We start from the raw sequence: 19,640 nt of genomic DNA, 5'->3' as shown, positions 1-19,640 counted from the left end.
CTTACGGAGAGCTCCATGCTGCTCACGAAAAAACCCCACGGTATTCATGGCGACCCGGCGCAGCGCGCGGGATCCGCACGTTTTGTACAAAGCCTCTCGCGCGGCCTCTCGCATGCCCTGCCCACCATGGACCGCCGTGCTTTCTTGCGGCGCTCGGGTCTCGGGGTCGGCGTCGGGCTGGCCGCCACGCAACTGACGCTGGTTAAAAAGGCCAAGGCCGCCACGCCGGGTGCCGGCGACGGCACCGGAAAAATCGAGGTCAAGCGCACCGTGTGCACACATTGCTCGGTGGGCTGCGCGGTGGATGCAGTTGTGGAGAACGGGGTGTGGGTGCGCCAGGAACCGGTGTTCGACTCCCCCATCAACCTGGGTGCCCATTGCGCCAAGGGTGCTGCACTGCGCGAACACGGCCACGGTGAATACCGTCTGCGTTACCCGATGAAGCTCGTCAACGGCAAATACGAGCGCATCAGCTGGGATACAGCACTCAACGAGATCAGCGCCCGCATGCTGGAGCTGCGCAAGGCCAGCGGCCCTGATTCGGTGTACTGGGTCGGCTCCTCGAAGCACAACAACGAGCAAGCCTACCTGATGCGCAAGTTCGTCAGCTTCTGGGGCAGCAACAACTGCGACCACCAGGCGCGCATCTGCCACTCCACCACGGTGGCCGGTGTAGCCAACACCTGGGGCTACGGCGCCATGACAAATTCGTACAACGACATGCAGAACAGCAAGGTCGCCTTGTACATCGGCTCCAACGCCGCGGAAGCCCATCCGGTCAGCCTGCTGCACATGCTGCATGCCAAGGAAACCGGCTGCAAGATGATCGTGGTCGATCCGCGTTTCACGCGCACGGCCGCCAAGGCCGACGAGTACATCCGCATCCGCTCCGGCTCGGACATTCCGTTCCTGTTCGGCATGCTGTATCACATCTTCAAGAACGGCTGGGAAGATACCAAGTACATCAACGACCGGGTCTACGGCATGGACAAGGTCAAGGAAGACGTGCTGGCCAAGTGGACGCCGGACAAGGTGGAGGAAGCCTGCGGCGTGCCGGAAGCCCGTGTGCTCATGGCTGCCGAGATGATGGCCAAAAACCGGCCGTCCACCATTGTCTGGTGCATGGGCCAGACGCAGCACACCATCGGCAACGCCATGGTTCGCGCCTCCTGCATCCTGCAGCTGGCGCTGGGCAATGTTGGCGTGTCCGGCGGCGGCACCAATATTTTCCGTGGCCACGACAACGTCCAGGGCGCCACTGACGTCGGCCCCAACCCCGATTCCCTGCCGGGTTATTACGGCCTGGCTGAAGGTTCCTGGAAACACTTCGCCAAGACCTGGGGCGTTGACTTTGACTGGATCAAGGGCCGCTATGCCTCGCCGGCCATGATGGGCAAGCCCGGCATCACCGTCTCGCGCTGGATCGACGGCGTGATGGAGAAAAACGAGTTCATCGACCAGGACGCCAACCTGCGTGCCTGCGTGTTCTGGGGCCATGCCCCCAATTCCCAGACCCGCGGCTTGGAAATGAAACGCGCCATGGACATGCTGGACCTGCTGGTGGTGATTGATCCCTACCCGTCAGCCACGGCGGCCATGGCTGCCATGCCTGGCAAGGCCGAAGACCTCAACCCGAACCGCGCGGTGTACCTGCTGCCGGCGGCGACCCAGTTCGAGACCAGCGGCTCCGTGACTGCATCGAATCGCTCCCTTCAGTGGCGCGAAAAAGTGATTGAGCCGCTGTGGGAAAGCCGCAGCGATCACATGATCATGCATCAGCTGGCGGAAAAGCTCGGCTTTGCCACGGAGCTTTCCAAAAACTACAAGATGCAAAAGGTCAAGGGCATGGACGAGCCCGTGCCGGAAGACATCCTGCGCGAGATCAACAAATGCGTGTGGACCATCGGCTATACCGGCCAGAGTCCGGAGCGCCTGAAGGCGCACATGCGCAACATGCACTTGTTTGACGTCAAGACGCTCAAGTCCAAAGGCGGCAAAGACAAGGAAACCGGTTACGACACCACCGGTGACTATTTCGGCCTGCCGTGGCCGTGCTTCGGCACACCGGAAATGAAACACCCCGGCTCCCCCAACCTGTACGACACCTCCAAACACGTCATGGACGGAGGCGGTAACTTCCGTGCCAACTTCGGAGTGGAGCGCGAGGGCAAAAACCTGCTGGCGGAAGATGGCTCCCATTCCAAGGGAGCGGATATCCAGACTGGCTACCCTGAGTTTGATCACCTGCTGGTGAAAAAACTGGGCTGGTGGGATGAACTGACCGACGCCGAAAAGGCAGCCGCCGAAGGCAAAAACTGGAAAACCGACTCGTCGGGCGGCATCATCCGGGTGGCCATGAAAAATCACGGTTGCCACCCATTTGGCAATGCCAAGGCGCGCGCCCTGGTCTGGAACTTCCCCGACGCCATTCCGCAGCATCGCGAGCCGCTGTACGGTAACCGGCCAGACCTCATGGCCAAATACCCGACGCACGATGACAAGAAGGCTTTCTGGCGCCTGCCAACGCTGTACAAAACCGTGCAGCAGAAAAATATCGCCGACAAGGTGCACGAAAAATACCCCCTGATCATGACCTCGGGACGGCTGGTGGAATACGAGGGCGGTGGCGAAGAGACCCGCTCCAACCCCTGGCTGGCCGAGTTGCAGCAGGAGATGTTCATCGAGATCAACCCCAAGGTGGCCGCGGAAAAAGGCATACGCAACGGCGAGCGTGCCTGGGTCAGCACGCCGACCGGGGCGCGCATCAATGTCCAGGCGCTGGTCACTGAACGGGTGGGGCCGGACACCGTCTTCCTGCCTTTCCACTTTTCCGGACGCTGGCAGGGTGCCGACATGCTGGCCTATTACCCCAAGGGTGCGGCACCCGTGGTGCGCGGCGAGGCCATCAATACGGCAACAACCTACGGTTACGACAGCGTGACGATGATGCAAGAGACCAAGACAACCGTCTGTAATGTGGAGAGGGCATAACCATGGCACGCATGAAATTTGTCTGTGACGCCGAGCGTTGCATCGAGTGCAACGGTTGCGTCACCGCCTGCAAGAACGAAAACGAAGTACCGTGGGGCGTCAACCGCCGCCGTGTGGTTACGCTCAACGACGGAGTGCCGGGCGAGAAATCCATCTCGGTGGCCTGCATGCATTGCAGCGACGCACCGTGCATGGCCGTTTGCCCGGTCAACTGCTTCTATCGCACCGACGAAGGCGTGGTGCTGCATGACAAGGACGTCTGCATCGGTTGCGGCTATTGCTCCTACGCCTGCCCTTTTGGCGCACCACAGTTCCCGTCGCAGGGCACTTTCGGCGTGCGCGGCAAGATGGACAAATGCACTTTTTGCGCCGGTGGCCCCGAGGCCAACGGCAGCCAGGCCGAGTTCGAGAAATACGGCCGCAACCGGCTCGCAGAGGGCAAGCTCCCGGCCTGCGCCGAGCAGTGTTCCACCAAGGCTCTGCTTGCCGGCGACGGCGATGTGGTTGCCGACATTTTCCGCAACCGCGTGGTCCAACGCGGCAAGGGTGCCGAAGTCTGGGGCTGGGGTACGGCCTACGGCTCGAAACAGGCAGGCCAGCCGAACGGAGGCAAATCATGATGCGGCTTGTTGTCATGCTCGCCTCGGCCGTGGTGCTCGCTGCGTGCGGCGACAAACCCCAGACTGCTTCCGGTGTCAAAAGCGATGCGGCCTCATTCCAGGGAGTGACCGGCCCCGGCAGCGCCTTCAGCGCACCGGGCTGGGCAGCTGGCGACAAGAGCGCCTGGGAGCAGCAGCTCAAGACGCGTCTGCAGAACGGCCAAAACGAATACAACCGCGTGAAGTAAGGGAGTTCCCATGCAAGGCCCCTCACGAGTCCTGACCGCCCTGGCTTTCGTGGCCCTCGGCTGGTCTGCCGCCGTTTCGGCGCAGACCGCGGCTGCACCTGCCGCGCCAGCGGTTGCAGCCCCTGCGCCAGCCGCAGCCGCAGTCCCGGCCCCGGGCGGCATTCAGAGCCAGAACATTTTTGAGGTCAAGCCTGACGCCAGCGCTGACCCCAACTACGCGGCGCAGACCAATGCCGAGCGCGCCAAGGTTCAGCCCGGTAACAACGCCCCGATGTGGCGCCAGGTGGGCCAGGGTGTCACCGGCTACAGCAGCCTGCCCAAAAGCGAGGCGCCTGAAGCCGGCAACCTGATCCAGCCTTTTGTGCAGTACCCCGGTTCCCGCCTGACCAATGCCGGTGAGGCCTGGCGACAGGTACGCAACAACTGGCTCATCCCTTACGGCGGGTCCTTGCTGCTGATCGTGATCGGCGCCATTGCGCTGTTTTACCTGGGCAAGGGACGCATCAACCTGCACGGCGCCGAAACCGGCCGCAAGATCGAACGTTTCACCCCTTTCGAGCGCTCGGCGCACTGGTCCAATGCGATTGCGTTCTGCATTCTGGCCATCTCCGGCATCGTGATGGCCTTTGGCAAGTTTTTCTTGTTGCCGGTGATGGGGCTCACCCTGTTTGGCTGGCTGACTTATGTGCTCAAGACCATGCACAACTTCGCCGGTCCTCTGTTTGCGGTGTCCCTCGTGATTGTGTTCTTCACCTTTGTTCGCGACAACCTGCCCAGTCGTGGAGATATCGGCTGGCTGCTCAAAGGCGGTGGCTTGTTGTCTGACAAGGAAGTGCCATCGCACCGTTTCAATGCAGGCGAAAAAGTGGTTTTCTGGGCCGGCGTGTTCTTCCTGGGGCTGATCGTGGTGAGTTCGGGGCTGGTGCTCGACAAGCTGGTGCCCGGGCTGCTGTATGTGCGCGACGCCATGCAGGTGGCGAACATGGTGCATGTGGTGGCAACGGTGCTGATGATGGCAATGTTCATCGGCCATATCTATATTGGCACCATTGGCATGCAAGGCGCCTATGACGGCATGAAAACCGGTTATGTGGACGAGACCTGGGCGAAGGAGCACCACGAATACTGGTATGACGATGTGAAAGCCGGCAAGATTCCGGCCCAGCGCAGCGAGCCTGCGCAGCCCAGCCAGACCGTGCAGGTATAACGAGGACTTTTCGTATGAAGAAATTTTTATTCGCGAGCTTGCTGGTGGCTGCCTCATCGATGGCGCTGGCCAAACTCCCTGCCTTGAGCGACGAAGCCAAAGCCAAGGCCGCCGAAGCAGCCGCCAAGGCAGCCTGGACCGGTAAGGTCGAGGCTTACCTGTTGTGCAAGTCCCAGGACAAAGTCGCTGCCAGTTATTACAAAACCGCCAAGGCTTCTGGCAAGGAGACCAAACCACCGATGGCTGCGCCAGCATGTGCCGATCCCGGGCCGTTTGCCTACACTCCGCCCGAGGCCAAACCGCTAGAGGCGGCGGGTGCGCATTCGCCAGCCGGCACCGCCACCAGCCCGCCCAACACCAAGCTGCCTGACGCCAACGGCAACCCGGCCAAGAAGCCCTGAGACCGACTGCTTCACAATGAAAAGGCCGGACCGCGAGGTGCCGGCCTTTTTTGCGATAGGCTTTGTCCATGTCCATGTCCATGCCCTTTCTGACCCAAGCCCAGGCGCCGTTGACCTGCGAGATCGATGCCGTCAATGAATACGGTGAGTCGCAAAAAGTCTCCATTCCCGCCGAACGCGCGTTGACTGTCTACGTGGACAAGCGCGAACTCGTCACGTTGATGACTTTGGGCGCGCATCCTGAACTGCTGGTGCTTGGTTATCTGCGCAATCAGCGCCTGGTCCGCGATGTGGGTGATGTCGAGTCCATCACGGTGGACTGGGACGTCGGCGCCGCCGCCGTCAAGACGCGCCACGGTATAGCCGACATCGAAGAAAAAACCGCCAAGCGCGTGGTCACCACCGGCTGCGGGCAGGGCAGCGTGTTCGGCGGCCTGATGGACGAGGTGGACCAGATCGTGCTGCCGCCCGATGCGCACATCACGCAGCGCCAGCTCTACAGTCTGGTCAATACCATCCGGCTCAAGGAGACCACCTACAAGTCAGCGGGCTCGGTGCATGCCTGCGCGCTGTTTGCCATGACGGCTGGCGACCCCGAAATGCTCTTTTTTGTTGAAGATGTGGGCCGCCATAACGCGATCGACACCATCGCTGGCTGGATCTCCATGCAAGACAGTCCTGCGGTGAGTGAAGCGAACAAGGTGTTCTACACGACGGGCCGTCTGACCAGCGAAATGGTCATCAAGTCGGCGCAGATGGGCGTGCCGATTGTGGTGTCGCGCAGCGGCATCACGCAGATGGGCCACCAAGTAGCGCAGGCGGTGGGATTGTGCGCGATTGGCCGCGCGACCAACAAGCGTTTTGTCTGTTACGCCCATCCGCAGCGCCTCCATCTGGAGCCTGAACTGGCAGGCCCCAAACCACGCGCGTCCGCCACGGAATCCTGAATCTGGCGTGGCATGATGCCGCCATGCACGAGTCCCAAGCCCAACCCACCTTGCCCGGCATTCCCGAGCCCCTGATGTATCCGGGTGAACGGCCTGCGTCTGCGACCTTTTTGCCAACTGGCCGCTGGCTGGTGGAAGGCCTGCGCGCTGCGTTTTTTCTGCCGCCCCGGGAAGCGGGACGCGTGCCTGAACCTTGGCAGTTGTTGGTCATCGCGCTTGTCGTGTTTGCCGTCGATGCCGCAGCGCAACGTGTCGAGGTTGTGGGCCCGGCGATTTTCAATCTTCAGGCCTGGTTGTCCGGCTGGTGGACCTTGCCTGTTTTCGCGGGCCTGGCGTGGTGGGCTTTTCCCTCGCATAAAAGCGCGGGCAGCATGCAGCCGCACGGCGGCGTGACCGCCTGCCTGGTGTTGTGGCTGGTGGCTTCCCTGCCCAACACCCTTGTGTATGAAGGGCTGATGGCGGCCATGGTTCACGGCTGGGTCAAGGGCAAGGTCTTGTCCTGGCCCTGGCTTCACTGGGCGATCTATGCCGTTTTTACCGCATGGTCGCTGGGCGTCAGTTTGTTTCTGGTACTGCGTTTTGCCGGTTGGACCGGGCGCGCAGCGCTTTTTGCGCTGGTATTGCTCACCTGCACGGGCGTGACCACCTGGCAATTCGAGGTCCGTACCTGGGAGAAAGACTACACACGCAGCGCTGGCGCTGAGAGCAGCAGGGCCAGGCTGCACCTGAGCCAGCAAACCCTGGAAGAACAGCAGGCGCTGTGGCGGCGCACGGTAGCCGCCATTGCGCCGCAGCGCCCTGGCGTGACCGACGTGTATGGCCTGGTGTTCGCACCCTATGCGGCGGAAGATGTTTTCCTGCGCGAGAGCACCCTGGTCAGCCGTGTGCTGGCCGACCGGTTTGATGCGGCCGGCCGTGTGGTCCATCTGGTCAACCACGCCACCACCACCTCAACCCACCCCTGGGCCACCACGCTGAACCTGCAGCGCGCCATCGAGGCGCTGGCCGGGCGCATGGACAAGGATAACGATGTGCTGGTGGTTTACCTGACCTCGCACGGTGCCCGGGACTTCAAGCTCGCCGCCTCGCACTGGCCGCTGGAGGTGCCGCCCCTGAGCCCGGCCGAGCTGCGCGAAGCCCTGGACAAGGCCGGCATCCGCCACCGGGTAATTGCCATTTCGGCCTGTTATTCGGGTGGCTGGATCGATGCCCTGGCCGACGACAACACCCTGGTCATGACGGCGGCGGATGCCACACACACGTCCTACGGCTGCGGCCGGTTGTCCGAGCTGACTTTTTTCGGCCGCGCCATGTTTGATGAGCAGTTGCGAAACACCCATTCCTTCGAGCAGGCTTTCGCCCGGGCCGTGCCGGTGATCCAGCAGCGCGAGATCGACGCCGGCAAGGACGACGGCTTCTCCAATCCGCAGATCAGAGTGGGCGCCAACATCAGCCCCGTGTTGCGTGCGCTTGAGCAGCGACTGCAGGCTCTGCCGCAGCCCGCCACAGCGGCTGGGCCCACTGCGCCCAAACCCGCCGATGAGCCAGGGCCAGGGGCTTTGCGTTAAGGTCAACCCATGAATCCACTTTTTCTCAAGCTCGGCTGGCGCACCCTGCTGCGCGACCTGCGCGCCGGCGAGCTTCGTTTGCTGATCGTCGCGGTGACGCTGGCCGTTGCCGCCCTGACGGCCGTCGGTTTTTTTGCGGACCGGCTCAAGGGCGGCCTGCAGCGCGATGCCCGCCAGCTGCTGGGCGGTGACGCCGTCCTTCGCAGCGACGGCGTGACGCCGGAGGTTTTTATCGCCAAGGCGCGCAGCCTGGGGCTGCAGGCGATTTCGACCGTGACTTTCCCGACCATGGGCCGCGCACTGGAGGCCGACGGCGGCGCCAGCAAACTCGTGGCTTTCAAGGCTGTGCCCGATGGCTACCCGCTGCGCGGCAGCATGACGGTGGCCGACAGCGTTGAGGGTGCTGGCGCGGCCACGCGGGACATTCCGGCGCCCGGCACGGCCTGGGCCGACGCATCGCTGCTCGATGCACTGGGCCTCAAGGTCGGCCAGACCCTGCTGATGGGGGATGCAAGCTTCAAGCTCACGCGTGTGATCGTCCAGGAGCCCGACCGCGGCGCAGGCTTCATCAATTTTTCCCCGCGCGTGATGGTCAACAGCACTGACCTCCCCGCGACCAAGCTGATCCAGCCTGCCAGCCGCACCAACTACCGCTTTGCCGTCGCCGGTACAGACGCGGCCGTGAAAACCTATGTGCAATGGGCCACGCAAGAGATTAAGAAGTCCGAACTGCGCGGCGTGCGGCTCGAGTCGCTGGAAAGCGGCAGCCCCGAGATGCGCCAGACACTGGACCGTGCCGAAAAATTCCTCAACCTCGTGGCCTTGCTGGCAGCCCTGCTCAGTGCCGTGGCCGTGGCCATCGTCGCGCGTGGTTTTGCTGCCAAACACCTGGACGACTGCGCCATGCTGCGTGTGCTGGGCCAGCCGCAGCGCACCATTGCGCTGGCCTACACCTTCGAGTTTGTGCTGGCCGGCATGGCTGCCAGCGCGCTGGGGGTGGTGATTGGTTATGCAGTGCACTACGGCTTCGTGCTGCTGCTCGCCGGCTTGGTCGAAACCGTGCTGCCCGCTGCCACCTTCTGGCCGGTGCTGTTTGGCATGGGCATGGGACTGACCCTGCTGCTGGCTTTCGGCCTGCCGCCGGTGCTGCAGCTGGCGCAGGTGCCGCCGCTGCGCGTGATCCGCCGCGATGTCGGCAACCTGCGGCCCGCTTCACTGGCGGTGCTGCTGGTGGGTGTGCTCGGTTTTGCGGCCCTGCTGGTGGCTGCCAGCAGCGACCTCAAGCTGGGGTTGATTGCCGTGGGCGGGTTTGCCGGCGCAGTGGCGGTGTTTGCGGTAGCCAGCTTTGCAGCCGTCAAGGTACTGCGTGCCAGCGTCAGCGAAACCACGGCGCCGCGCTGGCTGGTGCTGGCCACACGCCAGCTGTCGGCACGCCCTGCCTATGCGGTGGTGCAGGTCAGTGCGCTGGCCGTGGGTTTGCTCGCGCTGATGCTGCTGGTGCTGTTGCGCACCGATTTGATCAGCAGCTGGCGCCGCGCCACGCCTCCCGACGCACCGAACCGTTTTGTCATTAACGTGCAGCCCGAGCAGGGCGAGGCCTTCCAGCAGGCGCTGCGTGATGGCGGCGTGACAAAGTTCGACTGGTACCCCATGATTCGCGGCCGCCTGGTGGCCGTCAACGGCAAGGCCGTCGCGCCCGATGACTACGCGGACGACCGGGCCAAGCGGCTGGTGGACCGCGAGTTCAACCTCTCCCATGCGGCGCAGCAGCCCTCCCACAACCAGGTGGTCGCCGGCCGCTGGACGCCCGACGAGGCGGGTGCCCTCAGTGTGGAAGACGGACTGGCCAGCACCCTGGGCCTCAAGCTCGGCGACAGCCTGCGCTTTGACATCGGCGGGCAGATCAGCGAGGCCAAAATCACCAGCCTGCGCAAGGTGGACTGGGGCTCGATGCGGGTCAACTTCTTCGTGATGTACCCGGTAGCCACCATGACCGACGTGCCGGTCTCCTACATCAGCGCCTTTCGTGCGCCTGAGCGCAAGGCCGCAATCAACGGCGAAAGGCCGCGCAGCTTTGACAATGAACTCGTCAAGGCCTTTCCCAACATCACCAACGTCGACATGAGCAGCACCATCGCCCAGGTGCAGCGCGTGCTGGACCAGGTGATACGTGCCGTCGAATACCTGTTTGGCTTCACCCTGGCCGCTGGGCTGGTGGTGCTGTTTGCGGCCATTACCGCCACGCGAGAAGAGCGCGCCAAGGAATTCGCCATCATGCGCGCCGTCGGTGCACGTGCCTCGCTGCTGCGCCAGGTGCAGCGCGCCGAACTCGCCGGTGTCGGCCTGCTGGCGGGCTTCCTGGCCTCCATCGTTGCGCTGGCCGTCGGCTGGGGGCTGGCACGTTATGTGTTCGATTTCAGCTGGACCGGCTCCTGGACGGTGCCGTTGCTCGGCAGCCTGGCTGGCGCAGCGCTGGCACTGGCAGCAGGCTGGTGGGGCCTGCGTTCGGTGCTCAACACGCCTGTCGTGGAAACCTTGCGCAAGGCGCAATAGTCTCTTTCTCCCTCTCCCTGTGGGAGAGGGCAGGGGTGAGGGCTTCCCCGCGCCCTCCCCGCAAGCGGGCGAGGGGACAAAGGGACAATCGAAAAATAGAATGATTCAGCCATGCAAATCGAAGAAAAACCACCCGGCACACCGCCATTTGCCACCCCCTTTGACTGGATAGGCGGCGAGGCGCGCGTTCACGCGCTGGTCGAACGCTTCTACGACTTGATGGACCTCGACCCCGCTTATGCAGCGCTGCGCGCGGCGCACGGCAACCATCTGGTGAAAGCGCGGCAGCACCTGTTCTGGTTCCTCTGCGGCTGGCTCGGCGGGCCGCAGCATTACACCGAGCGTTTTGGCCACCCCAAGCTGCGCATGCGGCACATGCCTTTTGTCATTGGCATTCTCGAGCGCGACCAGTGGCTGGCCTGTATGGACCAGGCCATGGGCGAGACCGGGGTGGATGAAGAGTTGCGCACCCGGTTGCGGGCCTCGTTTTTCCAGACCGCGGACTGGATGCGTAATCGTGGCGAGTGAATGCCCGGCTCTGCGCCCGCCAATGCCGCCAATACCTTCACTCCGGAAAGCGCACGCATGAAGCCCATCTACCTCGCCCTGTCGGGCGGCGGAACACGCGCCATGGTGTTCCATTGCGGCGTGCTGAAATTCCTGGCAGAGAACCAGGCGCTTGCGCGGGTGAACCGGGTCTCCACCGTCTCCGGCGGCAGCTTGCTGATGGGCCTGCTGCTGCAGCTCAACGGCATGCGCTGGCCGACCGATGACGAATACCTCACTGGCTTGCTGCCGAAGCTCAAGGATGTGCTCACCCGAAGAGATCTACAGAATGCGGCCATGCGCGCCATGCTGCACCCGGCCAACTGGCGGTTTGCGCTTTCCCGCGCCAATGTGCTTGCCTCGGCCATTGGCCGTACCTGGGGCATTGATGCCCTGCTCGATGATCTGCCCGCATCGCCGGTCTGGGCCATCAATGCCACCACCGCTGAAACCGGCAAGCGCGCCTGCCTGGAGAACGGCAATTTGCGCGACTGGACGCTGGGCTCCACCCCGATGAAGAAATTGCCCTTGCGTGATGCGATGGCCGTGTCGGCCGCCTTTCCAGGGCTGATCGGCCCCTACGTACTGCATACCGACAGTTTCGACTGGAGCCTTCCGATGTTTGCGTCGGGTGACGAGGCCCGGCCGGCGGAAGACCGCTTCGCCAGAATCCATCTCTACGACGGTGGCATTTACGACAACCTCGGGCTGGAGCCGTTTTTTGATGCCGGGTTTGGCCCCAAGCCAAAAATCGACGGCCTGATTATTTCGTCCGACGCGGGAGCCCCTTTGTCCCAGGGCTTCAACATGGGGCGGCTCAGCCTGTTCCGGCTCAAGCACGTGGCCGACATCATGTCCGACCAGACCCGCGCGCTGCGTGCCAGGGGCCTCATGGCTTACGCAAAAAAGGAAAGCGGGCGCGCCGCCTACCTGCGGCTCGGCCTGACCGCCCAGGACATGGCCAAGCGGTCCGGCACCACCTGCCCCACCGGCGACTGGCTGGACAGCGCAAGCGTCAAGGCCGCGGCCGCCTACCCCACCTCGCTCAAAAAAGTGCCGCTGCCGACCTACGAGCTTCTCTTCAGACACGGCCACGAGTCAGCCACCGCCGGCCGCGCCGTATTCGGGTTTTGACTGTCGGGGTGATCGGTTGAAGCCGGTTTTTGTGCTTTTTATATGCAAAAAAGGCCTCTAGCCCTTATGCGGCGGGCGCAAGCAGCTCCATATTTAATAGCGATTGAATGCGAGTGTGTCCGCCTCTGCACCAGCGCCGGCGCACAGCTCGGGGGGCTGCAGACCGAGGAGTCCTCCAAATTCGTTTGATAATCAAAACGCTTTTCAGCCCGTTACCGCTGTTCATGCAGCAGCCCCTGCGCCATAACCACATGCCCGAAATCAAGCTTGGTGATTCACTCCGACCACTGCGTGCGTTCAGAAGCCCCCGGGTGTCCGTCGGGGCCACGCAGTGCGCGGCGGTTTCAGTTGGCAGTGAGGTGACCGGCCTGGTCGCCGTCCGCCTGTAAGTCCATGGTCACACTGCACGTCACCCGGGAACTGGCTCGCTCTCTCAAGCTGCCGGCCAAACTAGCTGTTGATGCGAGTGCGTCTGGTAGCGCGCTCGGACCCTGGTCTCTGGGGCTGGTGCACTGCCGCCCAGCCAAGCTGGTGGTGGCAGTGAGTGCGTCCACGCGCTGGGCGCTGGCGTTGCATGCGGCGCCGCTAGCCACACTGCAACAACGCTTCGGCCCGGCCCTGCTGCTCAACCTGCTGGCAATCGGCGTACCGCCTGACCACGCCCGTGCCGAAGTAGATGTTTATGCGCCCGTGCAATGGGCTCTTGGTCACGACCGCGGCGTGCTGACTCACCTGAACCAGTGCGCAGGCGATGTGCTGTGGGCAGTCAACGATGGCCTGTCCCTGCCTTCGGTTAACCAGCGCCTGGCCGAGCGCATCATCATCAAACCGCAAACCGGTGTGCCTGCTGACGAAGTGCTGCGCGTTCTGGGCGGGGACCCAGCCAACATGAACCTTCTCAAGCGCGCACAGGGTCAGACATGGAGCGAGACCTACGCCCTGATGCAGGCGCAGGCCGGGCAAAAGGTGGTGACCATGCCCGTGCTGCGTCTGCTGGGGTCTGAGCGGCTGGAGGCGCGCCACCAGGCCGAAATTCTCATGAGCCGGCTACCGAGAGACGAAAGTCGCGTTCTGGCCTCAGGCCGGTCGCCGCGCTGGGTTCCGCGCGAACTGGTGCTGGACCTGCAAGGCATTGAGGCGGTTGGCCCCGCCTTTGCCGCCACGTTGCATGCGGAGGCGCTGGAACTGGGTCTACGGCAGATCACCTTGCGCAACGCGCTTGAGGACGTAGCCGATCAACTGCTACAGATTAAATAGCGACTCCCGCCCGGCTGGTGTGGGCTGAGGGTAGCCATGAATCGTGAAGGTCGGAAAGGCCAGCATCGGCTGCAGCGGATGGGTTGAAATTCAGAAGAAAAAGGCCTTTAGCCCTTATGTAGCGGGCGCAAGCAGCTCCTGAATTAATAGCGTTTCGGGGTGCCTCAGCTCTGCGCCAGCAGCACCACAAGCGCCCCCGCGCCGCCCTCGGCCGGCCTTGCCTGCACAAAGGCGATTACCTCGGCTTTCTGGATCAGCCAGCTCTGCACCCGGCCCTTGAGCACCGGCGTCTTGCCGGGTGAGCCCAGGCCCTTGCCATGCACCACGCGCACGCAGCGCAGGCCGGCCTTGTGGGCGTCGCGAATGAACACCGACAGCGCGTCGCGCGCGTCCTCGCGGCGCAGGCCGTGCAGGTCAAGCTGGCGCTGGATGCTCCAGCCGCCGCGACGCAGTTTGCGCACCACGTCCGGCCCCATGCCGGGACGGCGAAAGCTCAGCGCTTCGTCGGTGTCCAGCAGGCTTTCAACGTCAAAACCGTCGGAAATCGCCTCGCGCATCACCGCCAGCTCGTCGCGCTGCTGCTGCACCGGGATGGGCGCGGGCTGGGCCGGTACCAGCTGTGCGCGGTGGCCGGGCAAGTGTCTGGCCGGCAGCGCCTTGACCGGGCCGATGGCGCGCGAGAAAAGTTCTTTTTCCGCCTTCAGCCTGGCCGCAGCGGCTGCGCGCGCCGCCTTCAGTTCGGCTTCCTGCCGGGCCCGGGTTTCTATCTCGAGCTTGACGGCTTTCAGGCCCTTCAGGTCCTTGATGGCGGTCGGCCGGGTTGCCATGGTCTTACAGCAGCCCCATCTCAGCCATTGACACCGCCTGCGCACTGGTCACGATGAAGTGGTCCAGCACGCGAACGTCCACCAGCGCCAGCGCGGCTTTCAGCGTTTGGGTCAGCGCCTCGTCTGCACGCGAAGGGCGGGCTTCGCCGCTGGGGTGGTTGTGTGCCAGCACCACGCTGCCGGCGTGCAGGGCCAGCGCCCGCACCACCACCTCACGCGGGTAGACGCTGGTTTGTGTCAGCGTGCCGCGAAACAGCTCTTCCAGCGCAATCAGGCGGTGCTGGCTGTCGAGGAACAGCACGGCAAAAATTTCATGCGGGCGGCTGCCCAGCTGCAGTTGCAGGTAGTCGCGCACGGCCTGTGGGGTGTCAAAAAGCGGCTTGTCCTGCAGTTCCTGCGCCAGTGCGCGACGCGCCAGCTCCAGCACCGCCACCAACTCCGCCCGCTTGGCCGGCCCCAGGCCCTTGATACTTTCCAATGCCTTGTGACCGGTGTGCAGCAGCCCGGCCACACCGCCAAAAGCATCCAACAGCTCCTGCCCCATTTGCAGCGCATTTTTTCCGGGAATACCGCTGCGCAGCAGCAGCGCCAGCAATTCAGCATCGCTGAGCGCGGCAGGGCCACGGGCTAGCAGCTTTTCACGGGGGCGGGCGTCTTCGGGCAAGTCTTTGAGAAGCATGGGTGGGTAGGCTGGGGAAGGAGGGAAGACAGGCAAAAACACCGTTACGGGGGCAGTATCAGGGGTAAATCGTCCCCGCTGCCTCTGCCTGGGCCGCACTTTCTACAATAGGGGCAGTTTACAAACAGTTGGCGGCCCCCGGGCCGCCCCGAAAGCCTTATGTCCACCCTGGAAACACCTGCGCTCGTCCAGCCAGGCTCATTCTTGACCCTGCACTACCGCATGGCCGGCCCGGACGGCGCCGACATTATCAATACCTTTGCCGGCAAGCCGGCCACCCTGAGCCTGGGCACTGGCGAGCTGTCGCCTGCCATCGAGCAGCGCCTGCTGGGTTTGCCGGAAGGCACACGCACCAGCTTCGAGTTGGCAGCCGGCGAGGCCTTTGGCGAGCGCAACCCCGAGTTGCTGCAGTGGGTGGCGCGCAAGCTGCTTAACGAGCTGGGCGACCCGCACGAAACATACAAGGTCGGCGATGTGGTGCAGTTCCCCACGCCGGACGGCATGGGCCAGTACGCTGGCGCCGTGCAGCAGGTCAAGGAAGCGGGCGACGCGGTGCAGTTTGACTTCAACCACCCATTGGCTGGCCAGCGAGTGGTGTTTGAGGTTCAAGTGATCGGTGTGCTGTGATGGATAAAACATCCCCTCAGGAAATCATCCTCGCCGAACCGCGCGGCTTTTGCGCCGGGGTTGATCGTGCCATCGAGATCGTCGAGCGCGCCATCGGCAAGTTCGGCGCGCCGATTTATGTGCGCCACGAAATCGTGCACAACACCTACGTCGTCAATGAGCTCAAGGAAAAAGGCGCCATCTTCATTGAAGACCTCGACGACGTACCGCCCGGCGCCACGTTGGTGTTCAGCGCCCACGGCGTCAGCAAGGCGACCGAGCGCGAGGCCGAGAGGCGAGGGTTCCGCATTTTTGACGCCACCTGCCCGCTGGTGACCAAGGTGCATGTGGAAGTGGCCAAGCTCAACAAGGAAGGCTACGAGTTCATCATGATCGGCCACAAGGGCCACCCAGAGGTGGAAGGCACCATGGGCCAGCTCGACAGCGGCATTCACCTGGTGGAGGACGTGGCCGACGTGGCGCGCATCCAGCCCGCGCAGACTGAAAAACTCGCGGTGGTGACGCAAACCACGCTGAGTGTGGATGACGCCGCCGAGATCAGCGCCGCCGTGAAGGCGCGTTTTCCGCAGGTGCGCGAGCCCAAGCAGCAGGACATCTGTTACGCCACCCAAAACCGGCAGGACGCCGTCAAGGTGATGAGCCCGCAGGTGGACATCCTGATCGTGGTCGGCAGCCCGACCAGCTCCAACAGCAACCGCCTGCGCGAGTTGGCCGTCAAGCTGGGCACCGAGGCGTATATGGTCGACGACGCCAGCGAGCTCAGGCCGGAGTGGTTTGAAGGCAAAAGCCGCGTTGGCCTGACTGCGGGCGCCTCTGCCCCTGAAATCCTGGTCAAGCAGGTGATAGACCGCATCAAGGCGCTGGGCGCTGTGTCGGTGCGCAAGATGGCGGGCATCGAAGAAACCATCAAGTTCCCGCTGCCCAAGGGGCTCAAGCTGCACGGCTCGGCGCTGGACGCCATCGACAGCGGCTTGCACGCCGAGCCCTGACGATGACGGATCGCTATCAAATAGAGAGCTGTCAGCGCACGTTCCATAAGGGCTACAGCCACTTTATTCATCAAACTCCGGTGTGGAAGATGCCCGGCAAGGCGCTGGGTGTGGACTGCGCCGAAGTCTGGCTCAAACTGGAGCATTTGCAGACCGGCGGCAGCTTCAAGGCGCGCGGCATGCTGAATCGCCTGCTGTCCAACCCCATTCCATCCAGCGGCGTCATCGTGGCCTCGGGCGGCAACGCCGGCATTGCCACCGCTGCCGCTGCGCGCGAACTGGGTGTGCATTGCGAGGTGTTTGTGCCTGAAGTGTCCAGCCCGGCCAAGCGCGCCAAACTGGCCGAGTTGGGCGCGCAAGTGGTGGTGACAGGCGCCGCCTATTCCGAAGCCCTGCAGGCCTGCCTGGCGCGCCAGCAGCAAACCGGCGCGCTGTTGACCCACGCCTACGACCAGCCCGAAGTGGTGGCCGGCGCCGGCACCCTGGCGCTGGAGATCGAGCAGCAGGCCGGCGTGCCTGACGCCGTGCTGGTCAGCGTGGGCGGTGGCGGCCTGATTGCTGGCATTGCCAGCTGGTTCGAACAGCGTTCGCGCGTTGTGGCGCTGGAGCCCGAGCTGGCGCCCACCCTGTTCAGGGCGCGTGAAGCGGGGCAGCCGATGGATGTGGCCGTCAGCGGCATTGCTGCCGATTCACTCGGCGCCAAACGCATTGGCAACCTGGCCTGGGCCGCCACCCAGGCCCATGTGCGCGATGCGCTGCTGCTCAGCGACGAAGCTATCCGCAGCGCGCAGCAGTGGCTCTGGAAAGAACTCAAGCTGGCGGTAGAGCCCGCCGCCGCCCTGCCGCTGGCCGCGCTGCACAGCGGCGTCTATGTGCCGCGTGCCGATGAAAAAGTCTGCCTCATCATCTGCGGCGCCAACCTTGACCCGGCCAGTCTGAGCTGAGCCCTTCCCCCTACGTCCCCTGCGTCACTAAATACAATGACCCCATGCTAGACATCACACTCCTTCGTAAAGACCTGCCTTCCGCCATTGCCCGCCTCGAAACGCGCAAGAGCCCGCAAGTCTTCCTCAACGTGGAAGCTTTCCAGGCGCTGGAAGTCGAGCGCAAGGCTTTGCAGATCAAGACGGAAGAGCTGCAGAACCAGCGCAACACCCTGTCCAAACAGATTGGCCAGCTCAAGTCCAAAGGTGAAGACGCCAGCGCCGTGATGGCGCAGGTAACAAGCTCCAAGGCCGAGCTCGAAGCCTCCAGCGTCCGGCTTGAGCAGATCCAGGGCGAGATGCAGGCCCTGCTGCTGGCCGTGCCCAACCTGCCGCATGAAAGCGTGCCGCAAGGCAAGGGCGAAGAGGGCAATGTCGAGGTGCGCAAATGGACACCGGTGGAAGGCATGGGCGGCGAGCCACCGGCTTACGCCTTCGAGGTGAAAGACCATGTGGACCTGGGCCAGCCGCTGGGGCTGGACTTTGAACTCGGCACCAAGCTCACGGGTTCGCGGTTTACCGTCATGAAAGGCCAGTTGGCTCGCCTGCACCGGGCGCTGTCGCAGTTCATGCTGGATGTGCAGACCGCCGAGCACGGCTACACCGAGTGCTACACGCCCTACATCGTCAACGCCGACTCGCTGCGCGGAACCGGCCAACTGCCCAAGTTTGAAGAAGACCTGTTTGCCGCCAAAAAGGGCGGACAGGAAGGCGCCGCAGAAGCCGAAAGCACAGCGCTGTACCTGATACCCACCAGCGAGGTACCGCTGACCAACTTTGTCCGTGATGAAGTGGTGCCAGAGGCGCAACTGCCATTGAAATTCACCGCCCATACGCCCTGTTTCAGGTCAGAGGCCGGCAGCTATGGCCGCGACACCCGCGGCATGATCCGCCAGCACCAGTTCGACAAGGTCGAAATGGTGCAGATCGTGCACCCCGACCACAGCTACGACGCGCTCGAGGCCATGACAGGCCACGCCGAGGCCGTCTTGCAAAAGCTGGGCCTGCCCTACCGCGTGATGCTGCTGTGCACCGGCGACATGGGTTTCGGCGCCAGCAAGACCTACGACCTCGAGGTCTGGCTACCCGGGCAAAACGCCTACCGCGAAATCAGCTCCGTCTCCAACTGCGAAGCCTTCCAGGCCCGCCGCCTGCAAGCCCGCTTCAAGAACGCCCAGGGCAAAAACGAATTCGTGCACACCCTCAACGGCTCCGGCCTGGCGGTGGGGCGCACGCTGGTGGCTGTATTGGAGAACTACCAGCAGGCTGACGGCTCTGTCATCGTGCCCGAGGTGCTGCGGCCTTATATGGGCGGCATCACGGTCTTGAGCTCTGCAGGAAAGTAACGAGCTGAGAAACCCCAGCCCAGCCCAGCCCAGCAGGGGCCGCGGGACCGGCTTAGCCGGACCGCTGGCGCAGCGGCCCCCTCGGGGGGCAGGGAACTACACGAAGTGAGTGACCGTGGGGGCTTCTAGATGGCTGCTAGAATCACGGCTCCACACTGGAGAGGTGGCAGAGTGGCCGAATGTACCTGACTCGAAATCAGGCGTACCGCAAGGTACCGTGGGTTCGAATCCCACCCTCTCCGCCAAGAAACGGTTTGATGTAGTCCAACACAGACCCCCAAAAGCCCCGCAAGCCGGGGTTTTTTTGCGGGCGCATACTGCGCCGCCTTCGCCGTAGCACGACATGTAGCACGCTGATCTGCGCGAACTGTGGTCGCGCATCGTGTTCAACATGCTTGTCTCCAACACCGACGATCACCTGCGCAATCACGGCTTTATTCTCGTACCCGGAAAGGGCTGGCGCTTGTCCGATGCCTACGATATGAATCCTGTGCCGGAGTCGCGCGGCTTGAAGCTCAACGTCAGCGGGGCGGACAACGCGATGGACCTCGATCTCGCGCGCTCTGTGGCGCCGGTTTTCCGGGTTTCGAAGAAGCTTGCAGACGAAATCATCGAGCGCAGTCAAACAGTGGTGGCACAGTGGCCCAAGATTGCCCGCAGCCTGCATCTTTCTCCCCGAGAACAGGAGCGAATGACAGAAGCGTTCCGGTTGGCCGGCTGACGCCTTGATAACTTGAT

General features: G+C 63.4%; 18 protein-coding genes and 1 tRNA gene. 17 read left to right on the top strand and 2 right to left on the bottom strand.

Translation table 11 applies throughout. The features are described from left to right. The first annotated feature begins 15 nt into the window (after positions 1-15). The 11 genes from ABI660_RS08510 (at position 16) to ABI660_RS08460 (ending at position 13,451) form a co-directional block, all read left to right on the top strand. Positions 16-2,991 carry a formate dehydrogenase subunit alpha gene (locus tag ABI660_RS08510; RefSeq protein WP_348066864.1) on the top strand — a complete coding sequence of 992 codons (2,976 nt, stop codon included), beginning with the start codon at positions 16-18 and terminating at the stop codon, positions 2,989-2,991. Positions 2,992-2,993: 2 nt separating this feature from the next. Then, the gene (gene fdh3B, locus ABI660_RS08505; RefSeq protein WP_348066862.1) at positions 2,994-3,611 is read left to right on the top strand and encodes a formate dehydrogenase FDH3 subunit beta; all 618 of its coding nucleotides are present in this window, start codon (positions 2,994-2,996) and stop codon (positions 3,609-3,611) included. After that, entirely contained in the window at positions 3,608-3,838 is a 231-nt protein-coding gene (locus ABI660_RS08500) for a hypothetical protein (protein ID WP_348066860.1), read from the top strand. Before fdh3B ends, ABI660_RS08500 begins: the two co-directional genes overlap by 4 nt. A 10-nt stretch (positions 3,839-3,848) precedes the next feature. Beyond that, positions 3,849-5,045: a formate dehydrogenase subunit gamma gene (locus ABI660_RS08495; protein ID WP_348066858.1), complete on the top strand. Its 1,197-nt coding sequence runs from the start codon at positions 3,849-3,851 to the stop codon at positions 5,043-5,045. 14 nt (positions 5,046-5,059) lie between these two features. Continuing rightward, entirely contained in the window at positions 5,060-5,446 is a 387-nt protein-coding gene (locus tag ABI660_RS08490) for a hypothetical protein (RefSeq protein ID WP_348066856.1), read from the top strand. Between the two features lie 74 nt (positions 5,447-5,520). After that, on the top strand, positions 5,521-6,393 hold the full coding sequence (locus tag ABI660_RS08485; protein ID WP_348066902.1) for a formate dehydrogenase accessory sulfurtransferase FdhD: 873 nt from the start codon (positions 5,521-5,523) through the stop codon (positions 6,391-6,393). 23 nt (positions 6,394-6,416) lie between these two features. Next, a complete protein-coding gene (locus ABI660_RS08480; RefSeq protein WP_348066854.1) occupies positions 6,417-7,961 on the top strand; it encodes a C13 family peptidase in 1,545 nt (514 codons plus the stop codon). Positions 7,962-7,970: 9 nt separating this feature from the next. Then, a complete protein-coding gene (locus ABI660_RS08475; protein ID WP_348066852.1) occupies positions 7,971-10,514 on the top strand; it encodes an FtsX-like permease family protein in 2,544 nt (847 codons plus the stop codon). Between the two features lie 111 nt (positions 10,515-10,625). Continuing rightward, positions 10,626-11,042 (top strand): group II truncated hemoglobin, encoded by a 417-nt coding sequence (locus ABI660_RS08470; protein ID WP_348066850.1) that lies wholly within the window; start codon positions 10,626-10,628, stop codon positions 11,040-11,042. 57 nt (positions 11,043-11,099) lie between these two features. Then, positions 11,100-12,194: a patatin-like phospholipase family protein gene (locus ABI660_RS08465; RefSeq protein ID WP_348066848.1), complete on the top strand. Its 1,095-nt coding sequence runs from the start codon at positions 11,100-11,102 to the stop codon at positions 12,192-12,194. Between the two features lie 393 nt (positions 12,195-12,587). Beyond that, positions 12,588-13,451, top strand: coding sequence for a hypothetical protein (locus tag ABI660_RS08460; RefSeq protein ID WP_348066846.1), 864 nt, complete (start codon positions 12,588-12,590; stop codon positions 13,449-13,451). A gap of 164 nt (positions 13,452-13,615) precedes the next feature. On the opposite strand, the gene ABI660_RS08455 is transcribed toward ABI660_RS08460, so the two are convergent. Then, entirely contained in the window at positions 13,616-14,278 is a 663-nt protein-coding gene (locus ABI660_RS08455) for a Smr/MutS family protein (protein WP_348066844.1), read from the bottom strand. A 4-nt stretch (positions 14,279-14,282) separates the two neighbouring features. Continuing rightward, on the bottom strand, positions 14,283-14,957 hold the full coding sequence (radC, locus tag ABI660_RS08450) for a DNA repair protein RadC (protein ID WP_348066842.1): 675 nt from the start codon (positions 14,955-14,957) through the stop codon (positions 14,283-14,285). A gap of 159 nt (positions 14,958-15,116) precedes the next feature. Here radC and ABI660_RS08445 point away from each other — a divergent pair, with 159 nt between their 5' ends. From ABI660_RS08445 to ABI660_RS08420, 6 genes are all read left to right on the top strand, one after another. Continuing rightward, positions 15,117-15,584 (top strand): FKBP-type peptidyl-prolyl cis-trans isomerase, encoded by a 468-nt coding sequence (locus ABI660_RS08445; RefSeq protein WP_348066840.1) that lies wholly within the window; start codon positions 15,117-15,119, stop codon positions 15,582-15,584. Further along, positions 15,584-16,573: a 4-hydroxy-3-methylbut-2-enyl diphosphate reductase gene (gene ispH, locus ABI660_RS08440; RefSeq protein ID WP_348066838.1), complete on the top strand. Its 990-nt coding sequence runs from the start codon at positions 15,584-15,586 to the stop codon at positions 16,571-16,573. Before ABI660_RS08445 ends, ispH begins: the two co-directional genes overlap by 1 nt. Positions 16,574-16,575: 2 nt before the next feature. Next, on the top strand, positions 16,576-17,517 hold the full coding sequence (locus ABI660_RS08435) for a threonine/serine dehydratase (protein WP_348066836.1): 942 nt from the start codon (positions 16,576-16,578) through the stop codon (positions 17,515-17,517). Between the two features lie 44 nt (positions 17,518-17,561). After that, complete coding sequence (gene serS / locus ABI660_RS08430; RefSeq protein WP_348066834.1) at positions 17,562-18,902, top strand: serine--tRNA ligase; 1,341 nt, start codon at positions 17,562-17,564, stop codon at positions 18,900-18,902. A 157-nt stretch (positions 18,903-19,059) separates the two neighbouring features. Further along, positions 19,060-19,147: transfer RNA gene (locus ABI660_RS08425), tRNA-Ser, on the top strand. A 113-nt stretch (positions 19,148-19,260) separates the two neighbouring features. Next, on the top strand, positions 19,261-19,623 hold the full coding sequence (locus ABI660_RS08420; protein WP_348066900.1) for a HipA domain-containing protein: 363 nt from the start codon (positions 19,261-19,263) through the stop codon (positions 19,621-19,623). The last annotated feature ends 17 nt before the right edge of the window (positions 19,624-19,640 follow it).

Origin of the sequence: Polaromonas sp., assembly GCF_039930745.1 — a bacterium.
GTDB lineage: Bacteria > Pseudomonadota > Gammaproteobacteria > Burkholderiales > Burkholderiaceae_C > Polaromonas.
This window is presented reverse-complemented; position numbering and strand designations above follow the sequence as displayed.

Excerpts from the sequence above, each read along its gene's own strand:
- ABI660_RS08510 (WP_348066864.1), top strand. The coding sequence starts at position 16 with ATGCTGCTCACGAAAAAACCCCACGGTATTCATGGCGACCCGGCGCAG.
- fdh3B (WP_348066862.1), top strand. The coding sequence starts at position 2,994 with ATGGCACGCATGAAATTTGTCTGTGACGCCGAGCGTTGCATCGAGTGC.
- ABI660_RS08500 (WP_348066860.1), top strand. The coding sequence starts at position 3,608 with ATGATGCGGCTTGTTGTCATGCTCGCCTCGGCCGTGGTGCTCGCTGCG.
- ABI660_RS08495 (WP_348066858.1), top strand. The coding sequence starts at position 3,849 with ATGCAAGGCCCCTCACGAGTCCTGACCGCCCTGGCTTTCGTGGCCCTC.
- ABI660_RS08490 (WP_348066856.1), top strand. The coding sequence starts at position 5,060 with ATGAAGAAATTTTTATTCGCGAGCTTGCTGGTGGCTGCCTCATCGATG.
- ABI660_RS08485 (WP_348066902.1), top strand. The coding sequence starts at position 5,521 with ATGTCCATGCCCTTTCTGACCCAAGCCCAGGCGCCGTTGACCTGCGAG.
- ABI660_RS08480 (WP_348066854.1), top strand. The coding sequence starts at position 6,417 with ATGCACGAGTCCCAAGCCCAACCCACCTTGCCCGGCATTCCCGAGCCC.
- ABI660_RS08475 (WP_348066852.1), top strand. The coding sequence starts at position 7,971 with ATGAATCCACTTTTTCTCAAGCTCGGCTGGCGCACCCTGCTGCGCGAC.
- ABI660_RS08470 (WP_348066850.1), top strand. The coding sequence starts at position 10,626 with ATGCAAATCGAAGAAAAACCACCCGGCACACCGCCATTTGCCACCCCC.
- ABI660_RS08465 (WP_348066848.1), top strand. The coding sequence starts at position 11,100 with ATGAAGCCCATCTACCTCGCCCTGTCGGGCGGCGGAACACGCGCCATG.
- ABI660_RS08460 (WP_348066846.1), top strand. The coding sequence starts at position 12,588 with ATGGTCACACTGCACGTCACCCGGGAACTGGCTCGCTCTCTCAAGCTG.
- ABI660_RS08455 (WP_348066844.1), bottom strand. The coding sequence starts at position 14,278 with ATGGCAACCCGGCCGACCGCCATCAAGGACCTGAAGGGCCTGAAAGCC.
- radC (WP_348066842.1), bottom strand. The coding sequence starts at position 14,957 with ATGCTTCTCAAAGACTTGCCCGAAGACGCCCGCCCCCGTGAAAAGCTG.
- ABI660_RS08445 (WP_348066840.1), top strand. The coding sequence starts at position 15,117 with ATGTCCACCCTGGAAACACCTGCGCTCGTCCAGCCAGGCTCATTCTTG.
- ispH (WP_348066838.1), top strand. The coding sequence starts at position 15,584 with ATGGATAAAACATCCCCTCAGGAAATCATCCTCGCCGAACCGCGCGGC.
- ABI660_RS08435 (WP_348066836.1), top strand. The coding sequence starts at position 16,576 with ATGACGGATCGCTATCAAATAGAGAGCTGTCAGCGCACGTTCCATAAG.
- serS (WP_348066834.1), top strand. The coding sequence starts at position 17,562 with ATGCTAGACATCACACTCCTTCGTAAAGACCTGCCTTCCGCCATTGCC.